General features: G+C 70.5%; 14 protein-coding genes. 6 read left to right on the forward strand and 8 right to left on the reverse strand.

All coding sequences use genetic code 11. The features are described 5' to 3' along the window. Positions 1 to 7: 7 nt before the first annotated feature. The 4 genes from IT371_10405 to IT371_10420 all read right to left on the reverse strand — a co-directional run bounded on the left by IT371_10405 (position 8) and on the right by IT371_10420 (position 7148). Positions 8 to 1936, reverse strand: coding sequence for a GMC family oxidoreductase N-terminal domain-containing protein (locus IT371_10405; GenBank protein MCC6748060.1), 1929 nt, complete (start codon positions 1934 to 1936; stop codon positions 8 to 10). A 60-nt stretch (positions 1937 to 1996) separates the two neighbouring features. Then, the gene (glgP, locus tag IT371_10410; protein MCC6748061.1) at positions 1997 to 4549 is read right to left on the reverse strand and encodes an alpha-glucan family phosphorylase; all 2553 of its coding nucleotides are present in this window, start codon (positions 4547 to 4549) and stop codon (positions 1997 to 1999) included. A gap of 83 nt (positions 4550 to 4632) precedes the next feature. Next, the gene (locus tag IT371_10415) at positions 4633 to 6147 is read right to left on the reverse strand and encodes a S1 family peptidase (protein MCC6748062.1); all 1515 of its coding nucleotides are present in this window, start codon (positions 6145 to 6147) and stop codon (positions 4633 to 4635) included. 194 nt (positions 6148 to 6341) lie between these two features. Then, entirely contained in the window at positions 6342 to 7148 is an 807-nt protein-coding gene (locus IT371_10420; protein ID MCC6748063.1) for a prolipoprotein diacylglyceryl transferase, read from the reverse strand. A gap of 204 nt (positions 7149 to 7352) precedes the next feature. On the opposite strand from IT371_10420, the gene IT371_10425 reads away from it, so the two are divergent. Further along, a complete protein-coding gene (locus IT371_10425; GenBank protein MCC6748064.1) occupies positions 7353 to 8822 on the forward strand; it encodes a hypothetical protein in 1470 nt (489 codons plus the stop codon). A 61-nt stretch (positions 8823 to 8883) separates the two neighbouring features. Here the strand turns inward: IT371_10425 and IT371_10430 are convergent, their stop codons facing one another. The 3 genes from IT371_10430 to IT371_10440 all read right to left on the reverse strand — a co-directional run bounded on the left by IT371_10430 (position 8884) and on the right by IT371_10440 (position 13440). Next, positions 8884 to 10011: a hypothetical protein gene (locus IT371_10430; protein ID MCC6748065.1), complete on the reverse strand. Its 1128-nt coding sequence runs from the start codon at positions 10009 to 10011 to the stop codon at positions 8884 to 8886. 245 nt (positions 10012 to 10256) lie between these two features. Further along, entirely contained in the window at positions 10257 to 12686 is a 2430-nt protein-coding gene (locus tag IT371_10435) for a hypothetical protein (protein ID MCC6748066.1), read from the reverse strand. Positions 12687 to 12906: 220 nt separating this feature from the next. Then, entirely contained in the window at positions 12907 to 13440 is a 534-nt protein-coding gene (locus IT371_10440) for a GtrA family protein (protein ID MCC6748067.1), read from the reverse strand. A gap of 163 nt (positions 13441 to 13603) precedes the next feature. Here IT371_10440 and IT371_10445 point away from each other — a divergent pair, with 163 nt between their 5' ends. The 4 genes from IT371_10445 to IT371_10460 all read left to right on the forward strand — a co-directional run bounded on the left by IT371_10445 (position 13604) and on the right by IT371_10460 (position 16631). Further along, the gene (locus IT371_10445; GenBank protein MCC6748068.1) at positions 13604 to 14548 is read left to right on the forward strand and encodes a 1-acyl-sn-glycerol-3-phosphate acyltransferase; all 945 of its coding nucleotides are present in this window, start codon (positions 13604 to 13606) and stop codon (positions 14546 to 14548) included. A gap of 120 nt (positions 14549 to 14668) precedes the next feature. Beyond that, positions 14669 to 15583 carry a hypothetical protein gene (locus tag IT371_10450; GenBank protein ID MCC6748069.1) on the forward strand — a complete coding sequence of 305 codons (915 nt, stop codon included), beginning with the start codon at positions 14669 to 14671 and terminating at the stop codon, positions 15581 to 15583. Between the two features lie 24 nt (positions 15584 to 15607). Further along, a complete protein-coding gene (locus tag IT371_10455; protein ID MCC6748070.1) occupies positions 15608 to 16201 on the forward strand; it encodes a sigma-70 family RNA polymerase sigma factor in 594 nt (197 codons plus the stop codon). Positions 16202 to 16208: 7 nt separating this feature from the next. Continuing rightward, the gene (locus IT371_10460) at positions 16209 to 16631 is read left to right on the forward strand and encodes a zf-HC2 domain-containing protein (GenBank protein ID MCC6748071.1); all 423 of its coding nucleotides are present in this window, start codon (positions 16209 to 16211) and stop codon (positions 16629 to 16631) included. Between the two features lie 91 nt (positions 16632 to 16722). On the opposite strand, the gene IT371_10465 is transcribed toward IT371_10460, so the two are convergent. Then, complete coding sequence (locus tag IT371_10465; protein MCC6748072.1) at positions 16723 to 18513, reverse strand: hypothetical protein; 1791 nt, start codon at positions 18511 to 18513, stop codon at positions 16723 to 16725. Between the two features lie 338 nt (positions 18514 to 18851). On the opposite strand from IT371_10465, the gene IT371_10470 reads away from it, so the two are divergent. Beyond that, positions 18852 to 21842: a hypothetical protein gene (locus IT371_10470; protein MCC6748073.1), complete on the forward strand. Its 2991-nt coding sequence runs from the start codon at positions 18852 to 18854 to the stop codon at positions 21840 to 21842. Positions 21843 to 21872 lie beyond the last annotated feature (30 nt).

Below are 21872 nucleotides of genomic sequence, written 5' to 3' on the forward strand. Positions count from 1 at the left end.
CCTCTGCTCAGTTCGCGGCCTGGCCCTCGGCCCGGGTGGACGTCAGCGCCCGGTGGATCGTCTCCACCGCACGGCGCGCGAAGGCCATGATCGTGATTTGGGAGTTCACTGCAATCGGGCCGGGCACCACGCTCCCGTCGACGAGGTAGAGCCCGTCCAGCCCGCGGAGCCGGTAGTCCGGTCCCACCACCGCGCTTCGGGGGTCGCGCCCCATGCGACAGGTGCCGAGCGGGTGGAAGGCGCTCAGCACCAGGTCCGAGGCCGAGAGCCGCGCCGCCCGGAAGCGATCCAGCTCGGCGCGGCTGCGCAGCACGGGCCAGGTGCGCACCGCCGGAAAGACCGCCTGCGCCCCGGCCTCGAAGTAGAGGTCCGCGATGAGCGACAGCCCCTCGTGCAGCCGCGTCACGTCCCCGTCGTTCAGGAAGTAGCTCGTGAGCACCTGCCCCCTGGGACCGCGCCGCAGCCTTCCCCGGCTGGTCTCGGCGATCATCGCGCCGTAGGTGGCGAAGCGGTCGTAGGCCTCGAGCTCCGCCACGAGCTCGCGCCCCACGAGCTGCAGCGGGATGGCCGCCATGTCGAGCGGCAGGTTGGCCGCCACGAGGAGCAGGCCCCGGTCCTGAAAGTGGGTGATGCCGTAGGGCGACGAGACGAGCACGTCGAAGCCCCGCACCACCTCGGGGAGCCGCGCGGAGACCGACCCCGAGGGGTGGATGGTCAGGCCGCGCCCCACGGCCTCGCCCCCGAGGTCGTGCTCCCAGAGGATGCGAGGGGTGTTGAAGCTCCCGCAGGCCAGCACCACGGTCCGCGCCCGCACGCGAAGGCCCTTGCCGTGCGAGCGCACCACCGCGCCCCGCACCTTCCCCTGACGGATCACGAGCTGCTCGAGAGTGGTCTCGGTCAGCAGCAGCGCCCCCGCGCGCAGCGCCGCGGGGATGAAGGTGCGGTCCATCGACCCCTTGCCCCCCGACGGACAGCCCATGTCGCAGGTGTTCTGGCCGTCGCAACCGGGAGCGTTACGCGGCAGCGGCCCGTGCACGAAGCCGCGCGCCTCGGCCACCCGGGCCATCCGCTCCACGCCGCGCCCCCAGTACCTCTCCGGCGTCGGCGCCACCTCGAGCCGCGTCTCGACCTCGTCGAAGAAGGGCGCCATGCGCTCCTCGGAGAGCTCGGGAAGCCCCTCCTCGACCCACCGCCGATGCACCCACGCCGGCGGACGCAGACAGGTCGCCGTGTTGATCGTCGTGGAGCCGCCTACCGTGCGCCCCGCTGGGACCGGCACGAAGAGGTTGCCGAGGACGAGATTCTGGACGCGCCAGTCGTAGACGGTGCGGAACGCGTGCAGCGCCTGCCCCTTGAAGTCCTGGCGCTGGAAGTAGCGGCCGGACTCCACCACGAGGACGGCGTGCCCCCGCTCGGCCAGCTCCTTGGCCACCACGGCCCCCGAGGCCCCCGAGCCGATCACCAGCACGTCCGTCTCGAGCTCCTCCTCGTCGAGGTCGCAGCCGCGCACCACCTGCTGCGCGAAGCGCGGGGCGGGCTCGGCCTGCCGCGGGGCCTTGTCGTGCGGGACCCCGAAGTGCTCGCAGAGCTCCGGCCCGTCGAAGTAGAAGAGCTTGACCGCCGAGGCGACGAGCCCGAGCAGCGCCCCCACCGGGCCGCCCCCCGCGAGCCACTCGGCGAGCAGGGTCTGCTGCCGGTCGCTCGCGAGCCGCGCGAAACGCTGACCGGTGCGCGCCACCGCCGCGCTGTCGAGGAGCGCGCAGGCCCCGTTGAAGAGCTGCGGAACCCGCGCGTGCAGCGCCCCGAGCTCGGCGTACATGCGCTCGACCTCGGCCTCGGTGACCCCCGCGATCGCGCGGCCGCGCGGCACGATGGCGCGGCAGACGGCGATCGCCGCAGCCGTCGGAGAAGCCGCTTTCGGGAGGGGTTCGGGCATGGGACGGGTCAAACCATATCAGGGGCCTCGGCCGTTGCAAGCGGGCAGACCGCCCGAGGATCAGCCCCAGTGGATCATGGCCGGGAAATAGGGATGCACGAGATCCGCATGCGCGGGGAGCACCCGGAGCGAGTGGCCGTGCTGCCCGCTCATGCGACACGGAATGGCCCCGGCGTAGAGGTGCTCGCCCTCCCCGAGAGACTCGAGGTAGCCCATGGTGATGGCCGACCCCTTCTTGATGCGGCCCTGCCCGTCGAGGGGCCCGTGGTAGAGCTGCACGGCCACTTCCTCGGGGGTGAGCGTCCCGAGGTGGACCACCGCCGTGACCCGCAGCGCCGCCCCCACCTCGAGCTCTCCGACGGTGTCGGAGCGCACCTGCCGGATGGAGATCTCCGCCCAGTGGGCGCGCAGTCGCCCCAGCCACTCGGCGAGGTCGCGGGCCCGTCGCAGGTTGTCCCCCGAGAGACGCAGCATGCGTCGACTCGCCGGATGGTAGAAGCGCTGCATGTAGTCGGCCACCATGCGGTCGGTGTTGAAGGCCGGACAGACGGTGCGGATCGAGCCCTTCATGCGCGCGATCCAACCGCGAGGCAGCCCGTCCCTGCCGCGGTCGTAGAAGAGCGGCACCACCTCCTTCTCGAGCAGGTCGTAGATGGCGTGCGACTCCACCTCGTCCTGCATCTGGTGGTCCTCGTAGACCTCCCCGTGGCCGATGGCCCACCCGTTGTGCGCCTCGACCGCCTCGGGCCACCACCCGTCGAGGATCGACATGTTGATGCCGCCGTTCGGCGGGACCTTCATGCCGCTCGTGCCGCTCGCCTCCATCGGCCGCCGGGGCGTGTTCAGCCACACGTCGCACCCCCGCACCAGCCTGCGCGCCACGTGCATCCCGTAGTCCTCGAGGAAAACGATGCGCCGCCGGAGCAGGGGGTCCCGCGCGTGATGGATCACCTGCCGGATGAGTTCCTTGCCCGCCGCGTCGCGTGGGTGCGCCTTGCCGGCGATGACCACCTGCACGGGTCGGTCGTGATCCCCGACGATGCGCTTCAGTCGCTCGAGGTCCCGGAAGAGCAGATACGCGCGCTTGTAGGTGGCGAAGCGTCGCGCGAAGCCGATCGTCAGCGCCTCGGGGTCCAGCACCTCGCGCGCGTGCTCCACCTCCGCGAGGGGCTCGCCGCGCCGCTGGAGCTGCGCCGCCAGCCGCCGCCGCGCGAAGTTGACCAGCCGCGCGCGCTGCCGCTCGTGGATGCGCCAGAGCTCCTCGTCGGGGATCGCCGCCACGCGTTCCCACGCCGCGGCTCCGGTGTCGAAGTCGCGCCACCTCGGCCCGAGGTACCGGTCGAAGAGCTCCACCATGTCCCCGGAGATCCAGCTCATAGTGTGCACGCCGTTGGTCACCGACGCGATCGGGACCTCGTCCTCGGGCAGGCCGGGCCAGATCCCCGCCCACATCTTGCGCGAGACCTCGCCGTGCAGGCGGCTCACCCCGTTGCTGTAGGCCGCGCAGCGCAGCGCGAGCACGGTCATGCAGAAGGGCTCGGCGGTGTCCCGCGGGTCGATGCGGCCGAGCCCGAGGAAGCCGTCGCGATCCAGCCCGAGCTTGGGCCAGTAGTCGCGCAGGTACTTGTCCACGAGCTCCGCCGCGAACATGTCGTTCCCGGCCGGCACGGGGGTGTGCGTGGTGAAGACGTTGCCCGCGGAGGTGGTGAGCCGCGCCTCGGTGAAGCTCGCCCCCGTCCGCAGCATGACCCGCCGGATGCGCTCGAGGGCCTGGAACGCCGAGTGCCCTTCGTTCATGTGGCAAACGGTCGGCTCGATGCCGAGGAGCGCGAGCAGCCGCTGTCCGCCGATCCCGAGCAGGATCTCCTGCTGCATGCGCATCTCGGTGTCGCCACCGTAGAGCTGCGCGGTGATCTCGCGGTCCGCGAGGCTGTTCTGCTCGAGGTTCGTGTCGAGCAGGTAGATCGGCACGCGCCCCACAGCGAGGTGCCAGACCTGCGCCACGACCGTCCGTCCGGCGAGCTCGACGGGGACCGTGATCGGCGCCCCCGCCTCTCCGCGCACGAGCTTGAGCGGCAGGTTGAAGAAGTCGTTCTCGGGGAAGCGCTCCTGCTGCCACCCGTCCACGTTCAGGTACTGCTGGAAGTAGCCCACGCGGTAGAGGAGGCCCACGCCGACGAGGGGGAGCCCGAGGTCGGAGCTGGACTTGATGTGATCGCCGGCGAGGATCCCGAGGCCCCCCGAATAGATCGCCAGGCTCTCGGTCAGCCCGTACTCCGCCGAGAAGTACGCGATGTTCAGCGGGTCGTCACCGTAGTGCCGTTCGTACCAGGTAGAGGCCTTCTTGTAGCGCTCGAGCTGCTGCGCAACCCGCTGCATGTGCGAGAGGAAGCCTTCGTCGTGGGCCACCTCCTCGAGGCGCTCCTGGCGAATCGAACCCAGCACCCGCACGGGATTGTGCAGCGAGCTCTCCCAGAGGTCGGGCTCGAGGCGCTGGAAGAGCGAGATGGCGTCGTGGGACCAGCACCACCAGAGGTTGAACGCCAGCGTGCGCAGGGGCTCGAGCCTCCCCGGCAGCGCAGGCACGACCACGAACTTGCGAATGGTCGACATGCCTCCTCCCCTCTCCGTCGGGGCGCAGCATGCCAGCCGCGAGGAGGTCGAGCAACCCCCCGCGCGTGCGTGCCACGCCGCGATCAGCGCCGGCGGGCGAAGAAGAGGGCGAGTCCGAGGAGGAGCGGCAGGAGCAGGCCGAGGTCGCGGCCACCGCCTGCGCCGAGACGACAGCCCCCCACGCGGTCGGCGAGGTCCGCCGGCGGGCCGCACACCGCGTCGGCACCGTCGGGGAGACAGGTCGCGCCGGCAGCGCACGCCGCGCCGCTCTTGTTGCAGCGGGCGGTGCAGTACGAGAGGTTCGTGAGCGGGTCCACCAGGCAGAGGCCCGTGCTGCAGTCGTTGGCGGTCTGGCACGCGGCGCCGAAGTCCCCCGCGTCGAGCCGCGGCCGACAGATCCGCTCCACGCAGTGGTAGCCCGCTCCGCAGGCGCTGTTCGCCGTGCAGGCCTGCGTGCAGTACCCGGCCCGCTCCTCCGAGGTGCCGAAGCAGAGCTTGCTGCCGCACTGCTGGCTCTCCGTGCACGCGGTGCCGAAGGTTCCGGCCCCCGCCGAGACGCTGTCGCCGCCGCGCACCCTCACCGTCACGAGCGCCGAGGCGACGCTGCCGCCGTGCGTCTGCACCACCGCCTGAAGGACGCGGTTTCCGCCCCGCAGGGGGCCGATCTCGAACCTGAACGGAGCCTGGCGCTTGCTCGCCGCCACCGTCCCGTCCACGAGGAGGTCCACCCGCAGCAGCGCGGGGCTGCTGGCCAGCACCGAGACCTCCACGCGATCCGCCGCCTCGAACCCGCTCGTGGGGCTCAGAATCAGCACGTCGCCGAGGTCGTGGTCCCCGGCGGCGCGGGGCGCGCGCTCCAGCGCCACCTGGCGGGTGATCCACGCGCGAAAGATGTCCACGCGCATGTCGTTCCCCTCGTCGCCGCAGCTCCCACCCTTGGTGGAGTGCACGCCGAGCAGGATGGGCCGTCCCTCGCGCAGGGCGAAGGTCGGCCCGCCGGAGTCGCCGTCGCAGATGTTTCCGGCGGAGGCCGCCGCGCCGTACACGGTGAAGAGCTGGTCCGTCACGGTCCCGACGGTGTTCGTGGCCCGCCGCTTGACGCCGAAGCTGCCCTGCCCCTCGAGCGGCTTGCCGAACCCCACGAGCACGACGCTCTCGCCCACTCGCGGCGCGCGCGTGGCGAGCTCGACCGGCTCGATCCCGCCGACGTCCTCCATCAGCCGCACCACCGCCAGGTCGGCATCGTTGCCACCCACGTAGCTCGGGTGCATCGTGACGGTCGCCGCGGCGAAGCGGGGCCCTTGCAGACCGGAGGGGTAGAAGACCACCGGCCCCTGCCCCGCCACGCAGTGACCCGCCGTGATCAGCGTGCGGCGCCCGACGAGCGTGGCCGTGCAGCCCGAGTTCGAGCCGGTCCCCGCCACGACGATCGCCCCGACCGCGGCGAAGCCCGACTCCGGCGCACCGTTAACGATGGCCGAGGTACGACTCGTCAACTGGGTCTCGGGGTGCGCGGAGTCCCCCGCGCAGGCCGCCTGGCCGAGCATGAAGGCCGCGGTCAGTAGCCGGAGCATCAGGGGACCGCTGGAGCGTCGCATCGCCCACATAATGGTGCAAAGGTCAGACCAGCCCCCACACGGGTCGCACACCACACTAAGTGCGCAATATTGCTTGTGAGCTTCGGCTCGGTGGCCCATCCCACGCTCCGGCACGACGGCTTCTCCTTCAGCCACCCGTCTCGCGAGTCCCCAGCACCGCCTGCCACCGGCGGGCGCCCATTAGCCGCGCCGCGTTATCGCCCGCGCGCCTTGGCCGGCTTCGTGCGCGCCGGCTCCTTCTTCGCAGGCCTGTTCTTCACGTGGCGTCCGTAGGCCATCAGCGCGATCCCCGCGGCCCCCATGAGCACCGCCGAGTACTGCCCCGGCGTGAAGCCGAGGTAGGTCTTGTCCTCGACCCGCAGGTAGTCGAGAGCGAACCGGACCGGCGCATAGAGCAGCATCATCAGCCCCGGATGAAACCCCGGGAAGGGACGGACCCCCTTCAGGGCGTAGAGCACCCCGGTGAGCACGATGGTGTAGAGCATCTCGTAGAGCCCGAGGTCGTGCTCGGGGAGCGCGCCGCACTTCACGCCCATGAAGAAACTCGTCGGGCGCCCCGGATGGTCGTGGACCACGGTGCAGCCCAGTCGACCGAAGATCCAGCCCGGCATCAGCCCGAAGATGATCGCGTCGGCGTACTCGAGGAGCGAGACCTTCCGGCGCCGGGCGAAGTACCAGTAGGCGCCGAGCAGTCCCCCGACGAAGCCGCCGAAGGAGGAGAGCCCGCTCCAGAAGGCGAGCAGGACGAGCGGGTTCTCCGCGATGCGGTGCGGGAAGTAGAAGACGACCGAGACCCAGTGCGCGACGACGAACCCCACCACGACGGTCCAGACCATGCCGTCGGCGCAGAGGTCGGGGTCGAGACCGGTGGCCTTCGCCCGCCGCCGCGCCAGCAGGTAGCCGACCACGAGCCCGATCCCCACGAGCACCCCGAAGGGCTGAATAGGCACCACGCCGAAGAGCGGCGGGATCTTGACGACGTCGCGTAGACAGGGCAGCACGAGCGGCTCCGACTGAGAGAAGGGCCCGGCGAACGCAAGCCTCCTGCGCCCCGGGCGCGGGTACGGTACCCAGGATGCGACGGGCAGGTCAAGGTGCGCCCGACGGGGTCGCCCGAGGAGCAGCCGCTCGGACGCGGAGCGAATCGCGTTCCGGCGCGGCGCAAGCTGGCAAACGCACGCCCCTCTTTGTAAGCTATGGCCTCGATGCTCAGACACGCTCTCATGGTCGGGGTCCTGGGCGGACTCCTCGTGCCCGCCCCCGCCGTGGCCAAGCCCGCCATCGCCGTGCTCGCCTTCGGCGGCGAGGACGGAGCGAAGGTGCGCACCGGGCTGATGCGGCTGCTTCGCGCGCGGTACAACGTCCTCGATGGACAGGATCTGCTCGACGCGTGCGACGAGCTCGGCATCGCGATGAGCCGCGGGCCCAACCTCGCGCGCGCCGCGAAGCACATCGGCGCCATCGGCGTCGTCGGAGGCACGGCCGCGGGAGGGCGCGCGGCGATCGCCGTCTACAGCGGCGAGACGGGCGAGCCGGTGCTGACCTCGACGCTCCCCTCGAAGAACCTGGCGAAGCTGCTGCAGCCCGTGGCGAAGGCGCTCCGCGGACTCGAGGCGGCGCCGGTGAAGAAGGCCGCAGACCCCTCCCAGCCGATCGACAAGGGAGGAGGAGGCGGCGGCAAGGAAGACGGCTTGACCTTCGAGCCCGACCCCGTCGAGCGTCCCGGCACGGGGACCGGGCAGCCGAAGGCGGGCACGGGCCCGGCCGCCAGCGCGGGGGGACAGGCGAGCGCCGCCGCGAACCCGATCGGGGACGGCTCGTCCTCCTCGGCCGCGCTCGACTACGACCCCGAGACGCCGGGGGGAAAGGGGGCCAAGGGCGGTCCGTCGGGTGGGGGAGCGCAGACTCCGGCGGTGGCGGACAAGCCGTCAGCCGATCGTCCGCTGCGCGTCGCAGGCACCGTCGGCTTCGGCACGTGGATGCGTGACTTCTCGCTGAACGACCCGGTGGGCACCGCGCCCCGCTACAGCTCGGGAGCGGCCTTCGCGCTGCGCGTTGGGGTCGACGTGCGCCCCGTCGCCTTCTTCACCGACGGCTACCCGGCGGGCGTCTTCATCCGGCTGCGCTACCAGGCCGCGCTGGGCCTGCAATCCAAGATCAAGGACGCGGGCGGCGACGGCTTTTCCACCTCCCTCGGCGAGCTGCTCCTCGACTTCGGCTACGACTGGAAGATCATGCAGCAGAGCGCGACCTCGCCGCACGTCGAGGCCGGGATCGGCTTCGGCATGATGAACTTCGGCATCGACTGGAAGACGGCGACGAAGACCTTGCCCGACGCGGCGTACCGCTTCGTGCCCATCGGTGTAGGCTTGAACTGGCCGTTCCTTTCCTTCATGGGGGCGTATGTGCGCGGGGACTACCGCGTGGTCCTCTCGAGCGGCGAGGTCGAGGACGAGAACAACTGGTACGGCAAGTCCGGGACGGGGGGGATCTCGGTCGCCATCGGAGTGACCGGCACCTGGAAGAAGATCATCGGCTCGGTGGAGTACGCGTACACGCGCTACTTCTACGCCTTCAAGGACGCCGTGGCGCGACAGCAGGCGGGCAAGCGCGCAGCCGGCGGCGCGCTGGACCTGCTGCACGGCTTCATCGCGAACGTCGGCTACTCCTACTGAACGTGGAGGCCTTGGCCGCGTTCAACCGCGGAACGACGCGTTTCGGTGACGGCCGGCGACGCTACTCGGCCTCCACGCAGCTCTTACGCTTCGGGTACCGCTCGCAGATCGAGAGCGGCGGCGGGGCGGGGGCCCATTCCGACAGCCCGTCGTAGCCTGGACACTCGCCGTTCGCGCGGCACCAGCGGTTGACGCCCTCGCGGAGCCGGCAGTGCCAGGACTCGGGCGTCGTCGCCTCGGGCGGGGCGGCGTCGAGGCGGCGCGTCCCTGTCGTCGCGCAACGGACCGTCGAGGAGAAGACCGCGCGGCTCGTCTCGCTCACGAAGCAACGATCCGTCGTGGAGCACGGGGCGAAGCGCAAGGGCACGCAGCGCTCGTCCTCCCAGCCCGGTCGCACCGCCTCGAAGACGCGCCCGTCGGCGTCTCCCAAGATCTGCGCGTGGCCGAGGCCGGGGAAAGAGCAGACGTAGGCGCGCCGGGCCGGTTCCTGCTCCTCGCCGCGCAGGGCGGCAAGCGGAGCGAGGAGCTTGTTCTGCACCCAGCCCGACGCGGCGCCGACGACGAACACGAAGCGCCGCGAGGTGTCTCGCCGTAGCCAGTCCAGTACGACCTTGCCGGCCTCGAGCTCCTGCCAGCCCCGCCCCTTCTCCGAGACGCTGTAGACCCAGTAGGTGTCGTAGCTGGGATCGAGGAGCAGCGCGCGATTCACCACCGCGTCCTGGCGCTGGAGCGCCATCAGCATCGGCACGCGCCCGAGGCTGTAGCCGGCCACCGTGACGTTGCGCCTCCCGTGCAGGAAGTCGTCCAGCGCGGGGATGCTCCAGGGTTGCGGGTGGTCGAGAGGCACCCCCTCGCCGTCCACGAGAGGCGCCCCGTCGGGGGCGCGCATCGGCGTGAGCCCCTGGATCATGCGGTACGAGCCGTCGCGGCCGTCCAGCATGCGCGGGGCGAGGAAGGGGATCTCCGCCCGCGCCGCTTCCGCCTCGAGAGGCCGGATCTGCGGGGCCACGACCGCCTCGGTGTTGGCCATGCCGTGGTAGTAGACCACGGCTCCGAGGGGACCCGAAGCCGCCGCGCGGAGCCCTTCGCCCGGTGGGCTCGCCGGCGCCGCGCCGCAGGCTGCGAGCCACGCGAGCGCCGTCGCAAGCCCTCCCACGCCCAGGCAGCGAGCCGACCTGCACGATCGCATCGAACCCTCCTCCGGATCGCACCACGGGACCGCTTCGCCCCGCGCGAACGCAGCCGGTGCCCGGGAGTGCCTACGCAAGAGCAGGGCCAGGGCACCGCCCGAAGGATGTCGAGGCCTTGGAGGGTCATCGGATCGACGCCTCGCCTGGCCAGCGAGGATGCCGTCTCCGAAGGTCGGTGAGCTCGAAAGAGGGGGAAAAGGTCAGCGGGGGGCGGGAGGCGCCGTCGACCCTCGGCGCGGGCTACTTAGGGCTTCACGATCGTCGGCGCGCCATCCTTCACCGCCGTCCCGAAGAAGCTCATCGACTGCTTCTTGCCGTTCGGGTTCTGGAAGATGACGAAGTGGTCGTCGTAGGTCCCGTCGGAAGCGTAGGGCACCATGGCCCCCGTCAGCTTCTTGCCCCCCACCGTGAAGTTCTCCTTCACGGGGGCCTCGATCAACTTGAACTGCGGAGGATTGGGTCCGCAGCTATCCGGCTTGCAGTCCTTCTCGCAGGTCTTGCAGCTCTCGCTCCCGCCGCAGATCCCATCGCCGCAGCGTTCGGCAGGCTGGTTCACCTGCGAGAGCCCCATCACGCGCGTCAACGCCTCGATCGTCACGGGAGGCGTGTAGCTGTCGGAGACGCCGTAGCTCAGGAACACGTGCTTGCCCCCCACGCCCTTGTTCGGGTCCGAGATGATCGAGCGCCCATAGTTGAGCGAGTCGACCTCTTCGAAGAAGAGCTGCAGCAGGTTCAGCAGCGGGTGCGAGGTGCCGACCTTCCCGTCGGCCATGGCGAGCTGCACCCCCGCCGCGATGTTTACCGGCTTGGTCTTGTACATCAGCGACCCGAGCAGATACCCGCCCGCCCCCGAGAGCAGTGTCCCCTGCACCCCTGGCTCGAAGGCCAGGAAGGGCAGCCCCTCGACGGTCCCCTGCGAGTGACCGAAGTAGTAGGCCTTGTCCGTACGCAGCTTCACGACCTCGCCGGTCGGCGAGCTCGCCTTGTCCACCGACAGCGCCCCGAGCACGCGCATGAGCTGGAACTTGTCCGCCGCCGCCTGGTAGACGTTGTCGCGCGCCGCGCGCGGATTCCGCAGGTTGAAGAAGAGCTCGTCCGGCTTGTCGGTGCTCGCGCGCCGCGGACCGTGCATGCCGCCGTCGATGCTGATCACCGCCATCTTCGAGAGGTCGGCTCCTGCGCCGTCCTTCACGTCCGCGAGCGCCGCCGCCGTGCCCCCCTCGATGAAGCTCCGATAGTGTCCCCCCGTGCCGTGTCCGAAGACGACGACGGGCCAGCCCCCCTCGGGCGTCGGCCCCTTCGGGACCGTGAGGCTGAAACAGACCTTCTCTTCGCGGTCCACGGTCGGCCGCCCCTCTCCGTCGTAGACGATCGCCCCACCGTCGGCGATGGCCTTGTACGGCGGCTTGCCCTTCTGGAACACGGGCGTCATGTACGTCCCCTGCAGCTCGTGGAACGCCGGGTCGGCCGCCTTCGGACACGCGTGCGTCGGATCCTTGCCGTCGTCGCAGGGAGACTTGTTCGTGCCGTCGCAGAGCGTCAGCCCTTCCACCTTCGGCGCCGCCTGCGCCTGCACCACGTCGCGGAAGCGCGCCATCCTGGCCTGCGGGTCCATGGTGGTGAAGACCGCCGCGTTGATCACCGACGCGGGGTCGATCGCCTTGTCCTTGAGGAAGGCCCGCAGCGGGGCGTAGGCCTGCCACGCCGCCTTCTCGTCGGCGTCCGTGGGCTCCGTCTCGCCCGACACCACCTTGAAGTCCTTGTCCGCCCCGACCTCCTCACCCTTGCTGTCCTTGACCCCCTTGCGAAGGACCAGCGCATAGGTGGTCTTCGGCGCGAGCGGCACGCCGATCGTGGGGCGCACGGCGAACCAGTTGTCGCAGATGTACTTGCCACGCGAGGTGCTCGCGAACATGAAGAGCCCCACTCCGTTGCCGTAGCCCGAGGAGGCCTTGTCGATGTTGTAGAACTGGATCGTCGGCTTCTCGCCGCTCACGGTGAGCGAGCCAAGGTCCACGGTCTTGCTGAAACGCATGAAGACCGCGGTGCTGAGCCCGAAACCCGTCACGTCCTCGCTGATCGCCTTCAGGTACTCGGCGACGATCTCCCCTAGCTCAGGCGGCAGCGCTTTCGACGGATTCGGGTGCTGCGTCACGTCCACCCGTCCGTTCTTCAGGCGGATGTTGTTCGGGAACGGGAGCTGGTAGAACTCGGCCAGCCCCTGCCCCTTGCGCGGGATCTCGAAGTACGAGCGCAGAGGCCCTGTGTCCTGGTTGCAGCTCACCCCCGCCCAGAAGGACATCGGCGCGCACTTGTCCTGGTAACAGACGAGGCCGAGCGAGCAGTCCATCTGCCCGCCGCAGGCCTCTCCCTTGAGCTTCGTCCCGGGCGCGCCGGGCTTGGCGCACTTCAGGGTGCCCGAGCAGAGCAGCCCCTTGCCGCAGCTCTCGTTCCCCTTGCACTCCTGCCCCTCGCTCGCGTTCCCCGGGTCGGCGCACTTGCCGAACGAGGCGCACACGTACTGCGCCTGGCAATCCAGGTTCGAGGCGCAGCCGTCGTCCTTGCCCTGCGTGCCGGGTTGTCCCGGCCGGGCGCACTTGCTCTCGCCGGAGCAGACGAGCGTGGGAGCGCACTCCGCCGTGGCCGCGCAGCCCTCCCCTTCCTTTCGTCCCACGCCCCCATCTCCGCCGGGCACCGTCTCGGAGTTGGTACACCCCGGAAGGAACTTCGCTCCGGCCCCGACGCACCCTAAAAACACCAATGCCGCCGCAACGCGTTTCATGGCTACGCCCCTTTAAGCTGGATAGGTCGCGGATGATAGCGCAACGCCGGGGCGGGCCCAAGGGCCAGAGCCGAGAGGCGGCGATCGGAAGGGGAGCCCTCTCGGGCCGAGGCTACGGCTGGGGCTTGCCCGCCGAGGCCGGCGCCGGCGTGGGAGCCGTCGCGCGCGGTCCCGGAGCCACGGGTCGGCTCTCGTCGGCCAGCAACTCGGGCTTGGCCTTGAAGGTCCACAGGTTGTTCGCCACGTAGTTCACGGCCGTGGCGAGCGCGATCCCGAAGAGCTGGGCCACGAGGTAATGGAAGCGCAACCCGAGGGTGAGCGCCATCGCGGTGCCGAACTGCACCGCCGAGGCCGCCGAGCAGACGAGGTAGAAGCGCCCGAGGCGGCCGAGGACCTGCCGCTCGCCCTTCGGACGGTCCCGCCAGGTCCACACGTCGTTGAGCAGGAAGTTGGTGAAGATGGAGAGGACGATGCCCAGCGCGAAGGCCGCGGCCTTGCGCCACCCCTCGTCGAGGCCGGTGAAGGCCATGCGATAGCCGAGCCAGGTGAAGACCAGGTTCACCGGCACACCGCTCGCCCCCACCAAGCAGAACTTGATGAAGCGACGCTGCTCCTTGGACAGGAAGCGGTAGACCAGTTTCCGCATGCGCTATCACCTATGGTAGCAGAGCAACGTACGTCGAGCGACTACCTTTAGCAACGATTGCGCAGCGTTGTCTATTCCAAATCCATTTCTCTTGTGGGGGTCCGGAACCTGGGGTTAACTCGGCAGAACCTGGGGAGAATACCCCTCGGCGAAAGGAGTGCCCATGCAGGATCTGCGTCGCCCGGAGCAGCGGTCGGAGCCCGTGACCTGGGAGCCGGCATTGGTCGAACCCACGCCTGCCGCGACGGACCCCGTCGCCCCGTCTCCCTCGGTCGAGACGATCTACGAACGCAACGCCGCCTCTGCCTCCGCCACCGTTCCCGCCGCCGCTCGCGCCGATAAGAAGCGCGGGCTGCCACTCTGGCTCGGCCGCGCCGACGTCCTCGGCACCTTCGGCTTGTGCACCGTCTGGGGCTACGTCCACACCTGGAGCCTGCCCATCCTGCTGCCGCTCACCAAGCGCTACCGGCGCGAACGGCTCATGAGCCGGCTCAACGACATGCCCGGCTGGGCGCGCTTCTGCCTCAAGCACCTGCTGCAGGTGGACGTCACCGTCGTGGGACAGGAGCTCCTGCCCGAGGACGACCGCGGCCACATGTACATCTGCAACCACCAGAGCTACGTGGACATCATCGTGCTCATGGACGCGCTGAACACGACGGCGTTTCTGGCCAAGCAGATGGTGAAGCGCTTTCCCGTGATCGGTCTCGCCGCCTACTCGGGCGGCTCCATCTTCGTGGAGCGCAAGGACAAGGACAGCCGGCGCCGCGCGCTCGAGGCCACGATTCGCATGTGCCGCGAGTCCACCGGGGTCATCGTCTTCCCCGAGGGGACGCGCTCGGCGGACGGCACGATCAGCGGACAGCCCCACCCGGGCGCGATCAAGGCCGCCTACGAGCACGGCATCAAGATCATCCCCATCGGCCTCGACGGCACGACGGACATCTGCCCGAAGTCCATGGACCGCGTGAATCGCGGACGCGACGTGGCGGTGACGATCGGCGCGCCGCTCGACCCGCACGACTACGACAGCGCCGAGGCCTGGGTCGCGGCGGTGTGGGATCGCGTGAGCGCGCTCTACGCGCAGAGCGCCCGTCGCGTCGCGTAGCCGCCGTCCGCCCTCCCGCCTCCGCCGTCGCGTCGCACTCCCCGCCGAGCTGAAGGGACTTCCTTTTCTGGACAGGACCGGTCACGATGATAGAATCCAAGAAAAGCGAGGAATTATAACATGATTCCAGTCCTCCGCGTCGGCCTGGCGCTCTTTCTCGTGGCTCTCGCGCCGCGAGCGGCGGCTGCCCGAGACCTGCAGGGGCCTCGGGTCATCGCCATGGGCGGGTCCCTCCGCGCGGCCGCGGCCGGCACCTCGGCGCTGATCATGAACCCGGCGGGGATGAGCCTCGCTCGCATGTACAACATCACCGCCTTCTACCAGTACCGCGCCTCCGACGCGGCGAACCTGATCAACGCGGCGGTGGTCGACTCGGTCACGGCCCGCCTCGCCGCGGGGCTCTCGTACTCCTTCGCCCGCGCCAACCCCGTGCAGACAGTGGCCCTCGCCGGCGGCAAGCTGCTCACGCTCGACGAGGTCACGAACACGCACGAGGTCGCCCTGGGGCTGGCCTACCCGCTCGGGAGCCTCGCTACGATCGGCCTGACGGCGAAGTACCTCAACCACCAGTCCACCCTGCCGAGCACCGCCCCCGCGGAGCTCGCTCCGGCGGGAATCAGCACCGTCAGCTTCGACGCGGGCGCCATCATCAAGCTCGTCCAGGGGCTGCAGGTGGGCGTCGTGGGCTACAACCTGGTCCCCGTGGACAGCTACAACTACCCCCGGCTGCTCGGCATGGGGGCCTCGTACACCTTCGCGCAGCTCATGACGCTGAGCTTCGACACGGTGTTGAACTTCAACAGCCACCCCGACGGGGTGAAGCCCAGCTTCCACGGCGGCCTCGAGGCCTTCTTCTCGCAGCGCTACGCCTTGCGGGCCGGTGCGGCGCACGACATGGTCCGCGGCACGACCTACGTGACGGGGGGCCTCGGCCTGCTCTCCCAGCGCGTGGGTGCCGAGGTGGGCGTGCGACAGATGGTGAAGGGCGGAGCCGAAACCCTGCTCGCCTTCTCACTCCAGCTCTTCATGCAGTAGCGCAGTGCCTGCTAACGTAGCGGCATGAATCTCCGGGAGCGCTGGCTCGTCCACCGGCTGCAGCAGCGGGATGAGCGCGCCTTCCGCGAGATGGTGCGGACCTACGAGGCCCAGGTCTTCAACCTGGTCTTCCGCATGCTCGGCAACCGGCAAGAGGCAGAGGACCTGGCGCAAGACGTCTTTCTCACCGTCTTCAAGTCCATCGACAGCTTCAGAGGCGACAGCAAGCTGAGCACCTGGCTCTACCGTATCGCCGTCAACACCTGCAAGAACCGCTACAAGTACCTCGCGCGGCGGCGACACAACGCCCTGCAACCCCTCGACGAGGCCAGCGAGCGCGAGGCGGCGGCGCAAGACCAGGGCGGCCCCACGATCCCCTTGCAGGCGCACCTGAGCCGCCCCGATCACCTCGTCGAGGGGCGCGCGCTCGAGGCGGCGCTGCAACGCGAGCTCGAGAATCTGGAGGAAGAACACCGCCTGCTCATCGTGCTCCGCGACGTGCAGGGGCTGAGCTACCAGGAGATCGCAGCCATCACCCAGCTGCCCGAGGGGACCGTGAAGTCGCGCCTGCACCGCGCGCGCATGGCCCTCAAGGAGCGGCTGGAGAAGTACATGTGAGCGGCCCATGGACCATCAGCGCGCAAACGAGCTGTTCAGCGAGTACCTCGAGGGAGAGCTCCCGCCCGAGGAGAAGCAGGCGGTCGAGGAGCACCTCGCCGGCTGCGACACCTGTCGCGCGGAGCTCGAGGCCTTCCGCACGACGCTGCGAGGCCTGTCGGGGCTGCACACCCTGCCGCCGCCGACGGACTTCGCCCATCAGGTGGAGCAGCGCATCCACCGCCGCTCGCGCGGGCGCTTCTTCGGCGACGACCGCACGCTCAGCCGCATCCCCTTCGAGTGGCTCTCCTTCGCGCTCATCGTCTTCGTGCTCGCCATGTACGTTCTGCTGATGCTCGATTCGAAAAAGGTGGCTACCCCGCCGAAGGGGGGCAGCGGGCCCGCCGCGCGGTCCGGTGACGGCGGGAAGGCGACTCCGCCCGCCCCGTGATGGGCCGTCTCGAAACGGTTCGACGGGTAGAGCGGGCGACCAATTGGGGGAGCGAAGGTACGGGAGGGAGGCGGAGGGGCGCGGAGGGCGACTACTTGCGGACCTGGAAGCCGAAGATCTTGTCGTCGGGCATCTTCGCCAGCTCCACGCCGGTGACCAGCATGCCGTCGGTGCGGTGCGCGACGACGTCGAGGAAGTCCACACCCACGTCGTAGTAGCCGTCGTTGCCGTAGTCGTAGACCACGTCGAACTTCAGCAGCCCCACTTGGTCGAGCGGCAGCGTCGAAGGATTGATGATCGCGACGGGCGGCGAGTTGGTGCAGCTATTCTGCACGGTGGCGCCCTGGTACTGCACGACCTTGTCCTTGTAGTAGATGCGGCCCACGCTCCCCGGACCGCCCGGCTTGACTATCTGCGGGTTGTTCCAGAATTTGGACCAATCCTGGTGCGCCACGACGATCTTGGTCACGTTGGCGTGCTTCCCTTCCGCCATGCCGACGGGCGGGTTCACGTAGGTGAAGATCGGGTTCGACACGGTGTACGTGTTGTCCCAGCCCTCGATGATCCCGCGCCCGGGGGAACCGTACGCGAGGTTCACGATGAGGTGCGAAGAGGTCATGCGCGCCTGCACGGCCTCGTCGTAGGCCTTCTGGGCCGCGGCAGCGAGCGTGGCGTCGGTGGCCGCGGACTTGGCCAGCGTGGCCGCCTGCTTCGAGGCCGTCTCGGACTTGTCCGCCTCGGCGCGACAGGTCGGCGCGTCGGCGAGCGTCTGATCGAAGGCCTTCTGCGCGGCGAGGGCCGCCGTCTCGGCCGCTTGCGCCTGGGCCTGGGCCTGGGTGGCCGCCTCGCGCGCCGCCTTGGCCTTGGCCTGCGCCTCGGGGCTGTTCTTCGCCGCCGCCTCGGCCTGGTCCGCCGCATCGGCAGCCGCCTTGGCCGCCACCTTCGCCGCGTCCGCCGCACCGCGTGCGGTCAGGCTGTCCGACTTCGCGCGGAACCACGCGCCGCTGTACTGGATGGTCAGGCCCACCTCGGACTCGCCGTCCACGCCGTCCTTGTGACCGAACGAGTGGTCGAACTTCCCGTTGCGGTCCACGTCCACGATGATGTCGTAGGGGCCGACGTTCTTGCCGGTAGGCTGCCAGCCGAGGTCGGTGGGCTTGATGATGCCGTTCTCCACCTTGGCCACGATGGGGCCGGCGAGCCAGCCCTCCTGGCCGCGCTGCGGAATGGGCTTGTTCTTCCAGACGTCCTGGTCCTTCACGAGGTAAAGGTCCACGGAGGTGACGCCCGTCGGAAACCCGCGCCCGGCGGCGTAGACGGGAGCCGCGGTCTCGCCGTTGTCGGGGAGCGCCCCCACGACGTAGGCGTTGATCGGGCGGCCGTCCGGCTTGGCGCTGTAGACGTGCGGAGGCTGGACCTCGTCGATCTGGAAGCCGTAGCCCTGGATCATGTGCAGCGTCGGCAGCACGGGGACCTCGCCGGAACCGACGAGCTTGCCCGCCTCGAGGTCGTGGATCTTGACCTGCAGGGTGTCCCGCTCCTTGACGCCGTCGAACTCGGTGAGGTCGTGGGCCACCGAAGCGAGCCCCAGCCGACCCATCGTGTCGGTGAGCAGGTCGGCCCGCGCCACCTCCTTACCGGTGTCCTTGTTCACGACGAGGACCTGGTGCATGGCGTTCGCGCGATAGAGGGTGTCCTTCCCGGTCGCGATCTGCAGCGCGCCGCCGCTTCGCAGCACGCCGTCGTCGCCGCCGGAGCTCTCGATCGCCAGCCCGCTGCTGCCGAAGCGTCCCTGGCCGTAGCCCGGGTCGGCCGTGTCAGCGCAGCCGCCAGCGACAAGACCCACGATCCCGATGGCGCGAACGAAGCGGACTGGACGCATGCGGGTTCCTCCTCTTGAGCCTGAGGCTAAGCATTTCCCAGGCCAGATGACCAGCGTTGGCACATGGGGTCGGCAGCCCCAGGGATGGCCCGTCTAAGCGCCTTGAACCAGTGACATCTACGCGGGACGCGGGGCCTTTCCACGATCGTCGGATCCTCGTCCGGACGGGGGGACGACTGTGCCCGAAGTGCCCGGCCCGCTGGGGTCATCCGTCCCCGTCCCGAGAGGGGGAACGGGCCTCCCGGTGGTGGGTAACTATCCTACATCCCCCGGAAATTTGGGAGGCGATCTCTCGCATGGTATCCAGGCTTTCCACCCCCAGAGGAGGGAGCCGACCCGTGCAGATCGCCAACGCAGACCCTCAACGATCAGATCTGGACCTGCAGAGCGCGAACGATCCCCGGGCCATGGCCCTGCGGCTGGTGGGCGCCGGCAAGAAGGTCCTCGTAGCCGGGCTCGTCGAGGAGTCGGTGCTTCGAGCCCTGAAGGAACAGCAGTGCCACCTCGTCGTCGTGGCGAAGGAGCGGCAGGCGGCGACCGCGCTGCGCAAACACTGCGCGACGGTGATTCACGGTGACCTCGCGCAGCTGAACCTCGGGCCGTACCTCCACGGGCGCAAGTTCGACGTGCTTCTGCTTGGCCAGCTCCTGCAGCAAACGCCCGCCGCTGCGACCCTCGTGCGCCGACTGCTGCCCTATCTCTCGGAGCAGGGCGCGATCGTCGCCGTCTTCCTGAACGCGGCGCACGCGAGCCGACGTCTGGCGCTCCTCGCGGGTGAGGCCGACGCGGTGCAGGAGGGGGCCGCGCTCTCGCTCGGAAGCCTGGACGAGATCCGCCGCGGCCTGGCCGAGGGCGGGCTCGCGCTCGACGCCGTGGAGCGGCTCTACAGTCCGCTCTACGAGAAGCCCGTCGGCGACGGAGATACGTGGGACACCGAGAGCATTCCTCCCGCGGTCCAGCTGCTGCTCGAACGTGACCCCGAGGCGTCGGTCGGCTTCTACGTGGCCCGCGCGGTGCGCAACCGGATCGATGCGAGCGTCGAGACGCCGCGCCCGGCTCGTCCCTCGCGCGCTCCGAACGGCCGCCGGACCCTGCTGAGCCGCGCGGAGCAGCAGACGCTCGAGGCGCCGCTGCGTCAGGCCCACGAAACGCGGATGCAGGCCGAGGCGCGCCTCGCCGCCCTCGCGCTCTCGATGCGCGAGACGGAAGAGGAGAGCGTGCGGCTGCGGGGACAGCTCGACGAACTGCACGGCGAGCTCGAGGAGCTCCGCCGGCACGCCGAGCAGCACGCGGGGGCCTCCACGGCGCAGGCGGCGAAGCTCCAGCTCCAGCTCGTGGAGCGCGAGGAGGAGCTTCGGCGACGGGCGGCGGGGCTCGAGGCGCTCGAGCGCGAGCTCGAACGCAGCGTCGAACACGGCGAGGAGGCGCGGAGGGAACTGGCGCACCTCCTCGGCGAACGGGACGGGGAGATCGCGGCGAAGGAAGCGGCGCTCCGCACCCAGCAGGCCGCGGTCGCCGAGCTCGAGGCCGAGCTCGGCCGGCTGCGAGCCCTCGCGCAGACCGACACGGCGGCGCACCTCCGTCGGGTCGCCGAGCTCGAGGAACGCGAGGCCTCCCAGGGCATCGCCGTGGCCGAAGCCGAGCGCCGGCTGGAGGAGCTTGCCGAGCGGCTGCGGCAGAGCGACGCAGCCCGGGACGCGCTCGACGCCGAGCTGCTGCGACGTCGCGAGGAGGTGACGGCCACGGAGGAGGCGCGAGCCGCGCTCGACGCGGCCCTGGCGACCCTCGCAGCGAAAGAGAGCGCTCTCGCGTCCGAGCAACACCGCTCCACGGCCAGCCTCGCGGCCCTCGAGCGTCGGCTGGAGCAGGAGCGAACTGCGGCGGAGCAGACCTCGCTCACCTTGGCGGCGCGGCTCGGCGAGCTGGAGGACCGGCTGCGCGAGGCCGAGGCCGAGCGAGCCGAGCGCGAGGGGGAGCTGGACGGGCTGCGCACCCGCCTCGAGGTCACCCGCGGGTGGCTGGCCGAGCGCGACGAGCAGGTCGCCGCGGTGACGGCGCACCTCGAGCGGACGCAGGGGCACCTCGACGAGACGACCGGAGAGCTGGCCGCGTTCGCCGCGCGTCTGGAGAGCTGCCAGGCCGAGCTGTCGCAGCGCGAAGCGTCGATCGAGGAGCTCAAGGCCCGCCTCGCCGGGGAGCGCGAGCAGGGAGAAGCGGCACGCCGGGCGCTGGCCGAGGCCGAGGGCACGCTGGCCGAGGTCGAGAGCGCGCTGGCCGCGCAGGCCCTCGAGCTCGAGGCGAGCGCATGCGCCCTCCACGGCGCGCAGGGGCAGGTCCGGGCCGAGCAGGCCCGCGCGGCGCTACTGGAGGACGATCTGGAGGCCACGCGCAACGGGGTGGGCCTCGAACGGGCGCGAGCGGAGGCGCTCGCGGCGACGCTCGAGGGGGCCCACCACGAGCTCGCGGCGGTGCGCACCCAGGGGGAAGCCACGACCCTCGCGCTCGAAACCACCCGCGACGAGCTCGCGGCGGCGCGCAACCACGGGGAAGCCACGGCCTTCGCGCTCGAGGTCGCCCGCAACGAGCTGTCGGCAGCGCGCACCGACGCAAACACCACGGCCCTCGCGCTCGAGGCCGCCCGCGACGAGCTGTCGGTCGCCCGCAGCCGCGGCGAAGCGCTCGAGCTGACCCGAGAGGAGCTGACGGCGGCACGCGCCCGCGGCGAGGCCCTCGAAGCGGAGCTTCGCGAAGCCCGCGGCGACCTGGCGCAGGAGCGCACGCGCACCGACGAGCTCTTCCGCCGGAGCTCCGAGCAGGCCGAGGAGATCCGCGGCCTCGAGCAACGACTCGCCCGCGCGGGAGCCGAGGTGGCCGCGGTGCAGAGCTCGCTCGAGGCCCGCGTCTCCTCGCTCCTGACCGACCTCGGCGAGCGCGAGCAGATCCTGAGCGCCCGCGGCGCGCGCGTGCACCAGCTCGAGGAAGAGGCCGAGACGCTGCGCCGGGCCGCGCAGCACATGCGGGCGGTCCTCGAGCTCCACGCCGCGGAGCTCCAGGACGAGCTCTCACGGCTGCGCGGGAGCTTCCTCGTGCGGATCGCCGCGCGGGTGATGGACACGCGCGAGCGGCTGCTGCCCGTGGGGACCCGCCGACGCGCGGCCTACGACCGCCTCGTCGGATACGCTGCGACGGCGACTCCGCCCACGCGCTCGGAACAGCTCAGCCGCTCCGCCCGCCCCCGCGGCGCGTCGCGGCCGGCCTCCTCCACCCCCCTCGACGGTGCGATCTCGCGCGCCACCTCCCTCTTCCGGCAGCCGTCGGCGCGGGCATAGGGACCCCCGGCGCGGGCGCACGGGCCCTAC

It is taken from the genome of Deltaproteobacteria bacterium, assembly GCA_020848905.1.
GTDB lineage: Bacteria > Myxococcota_A > Polyangia.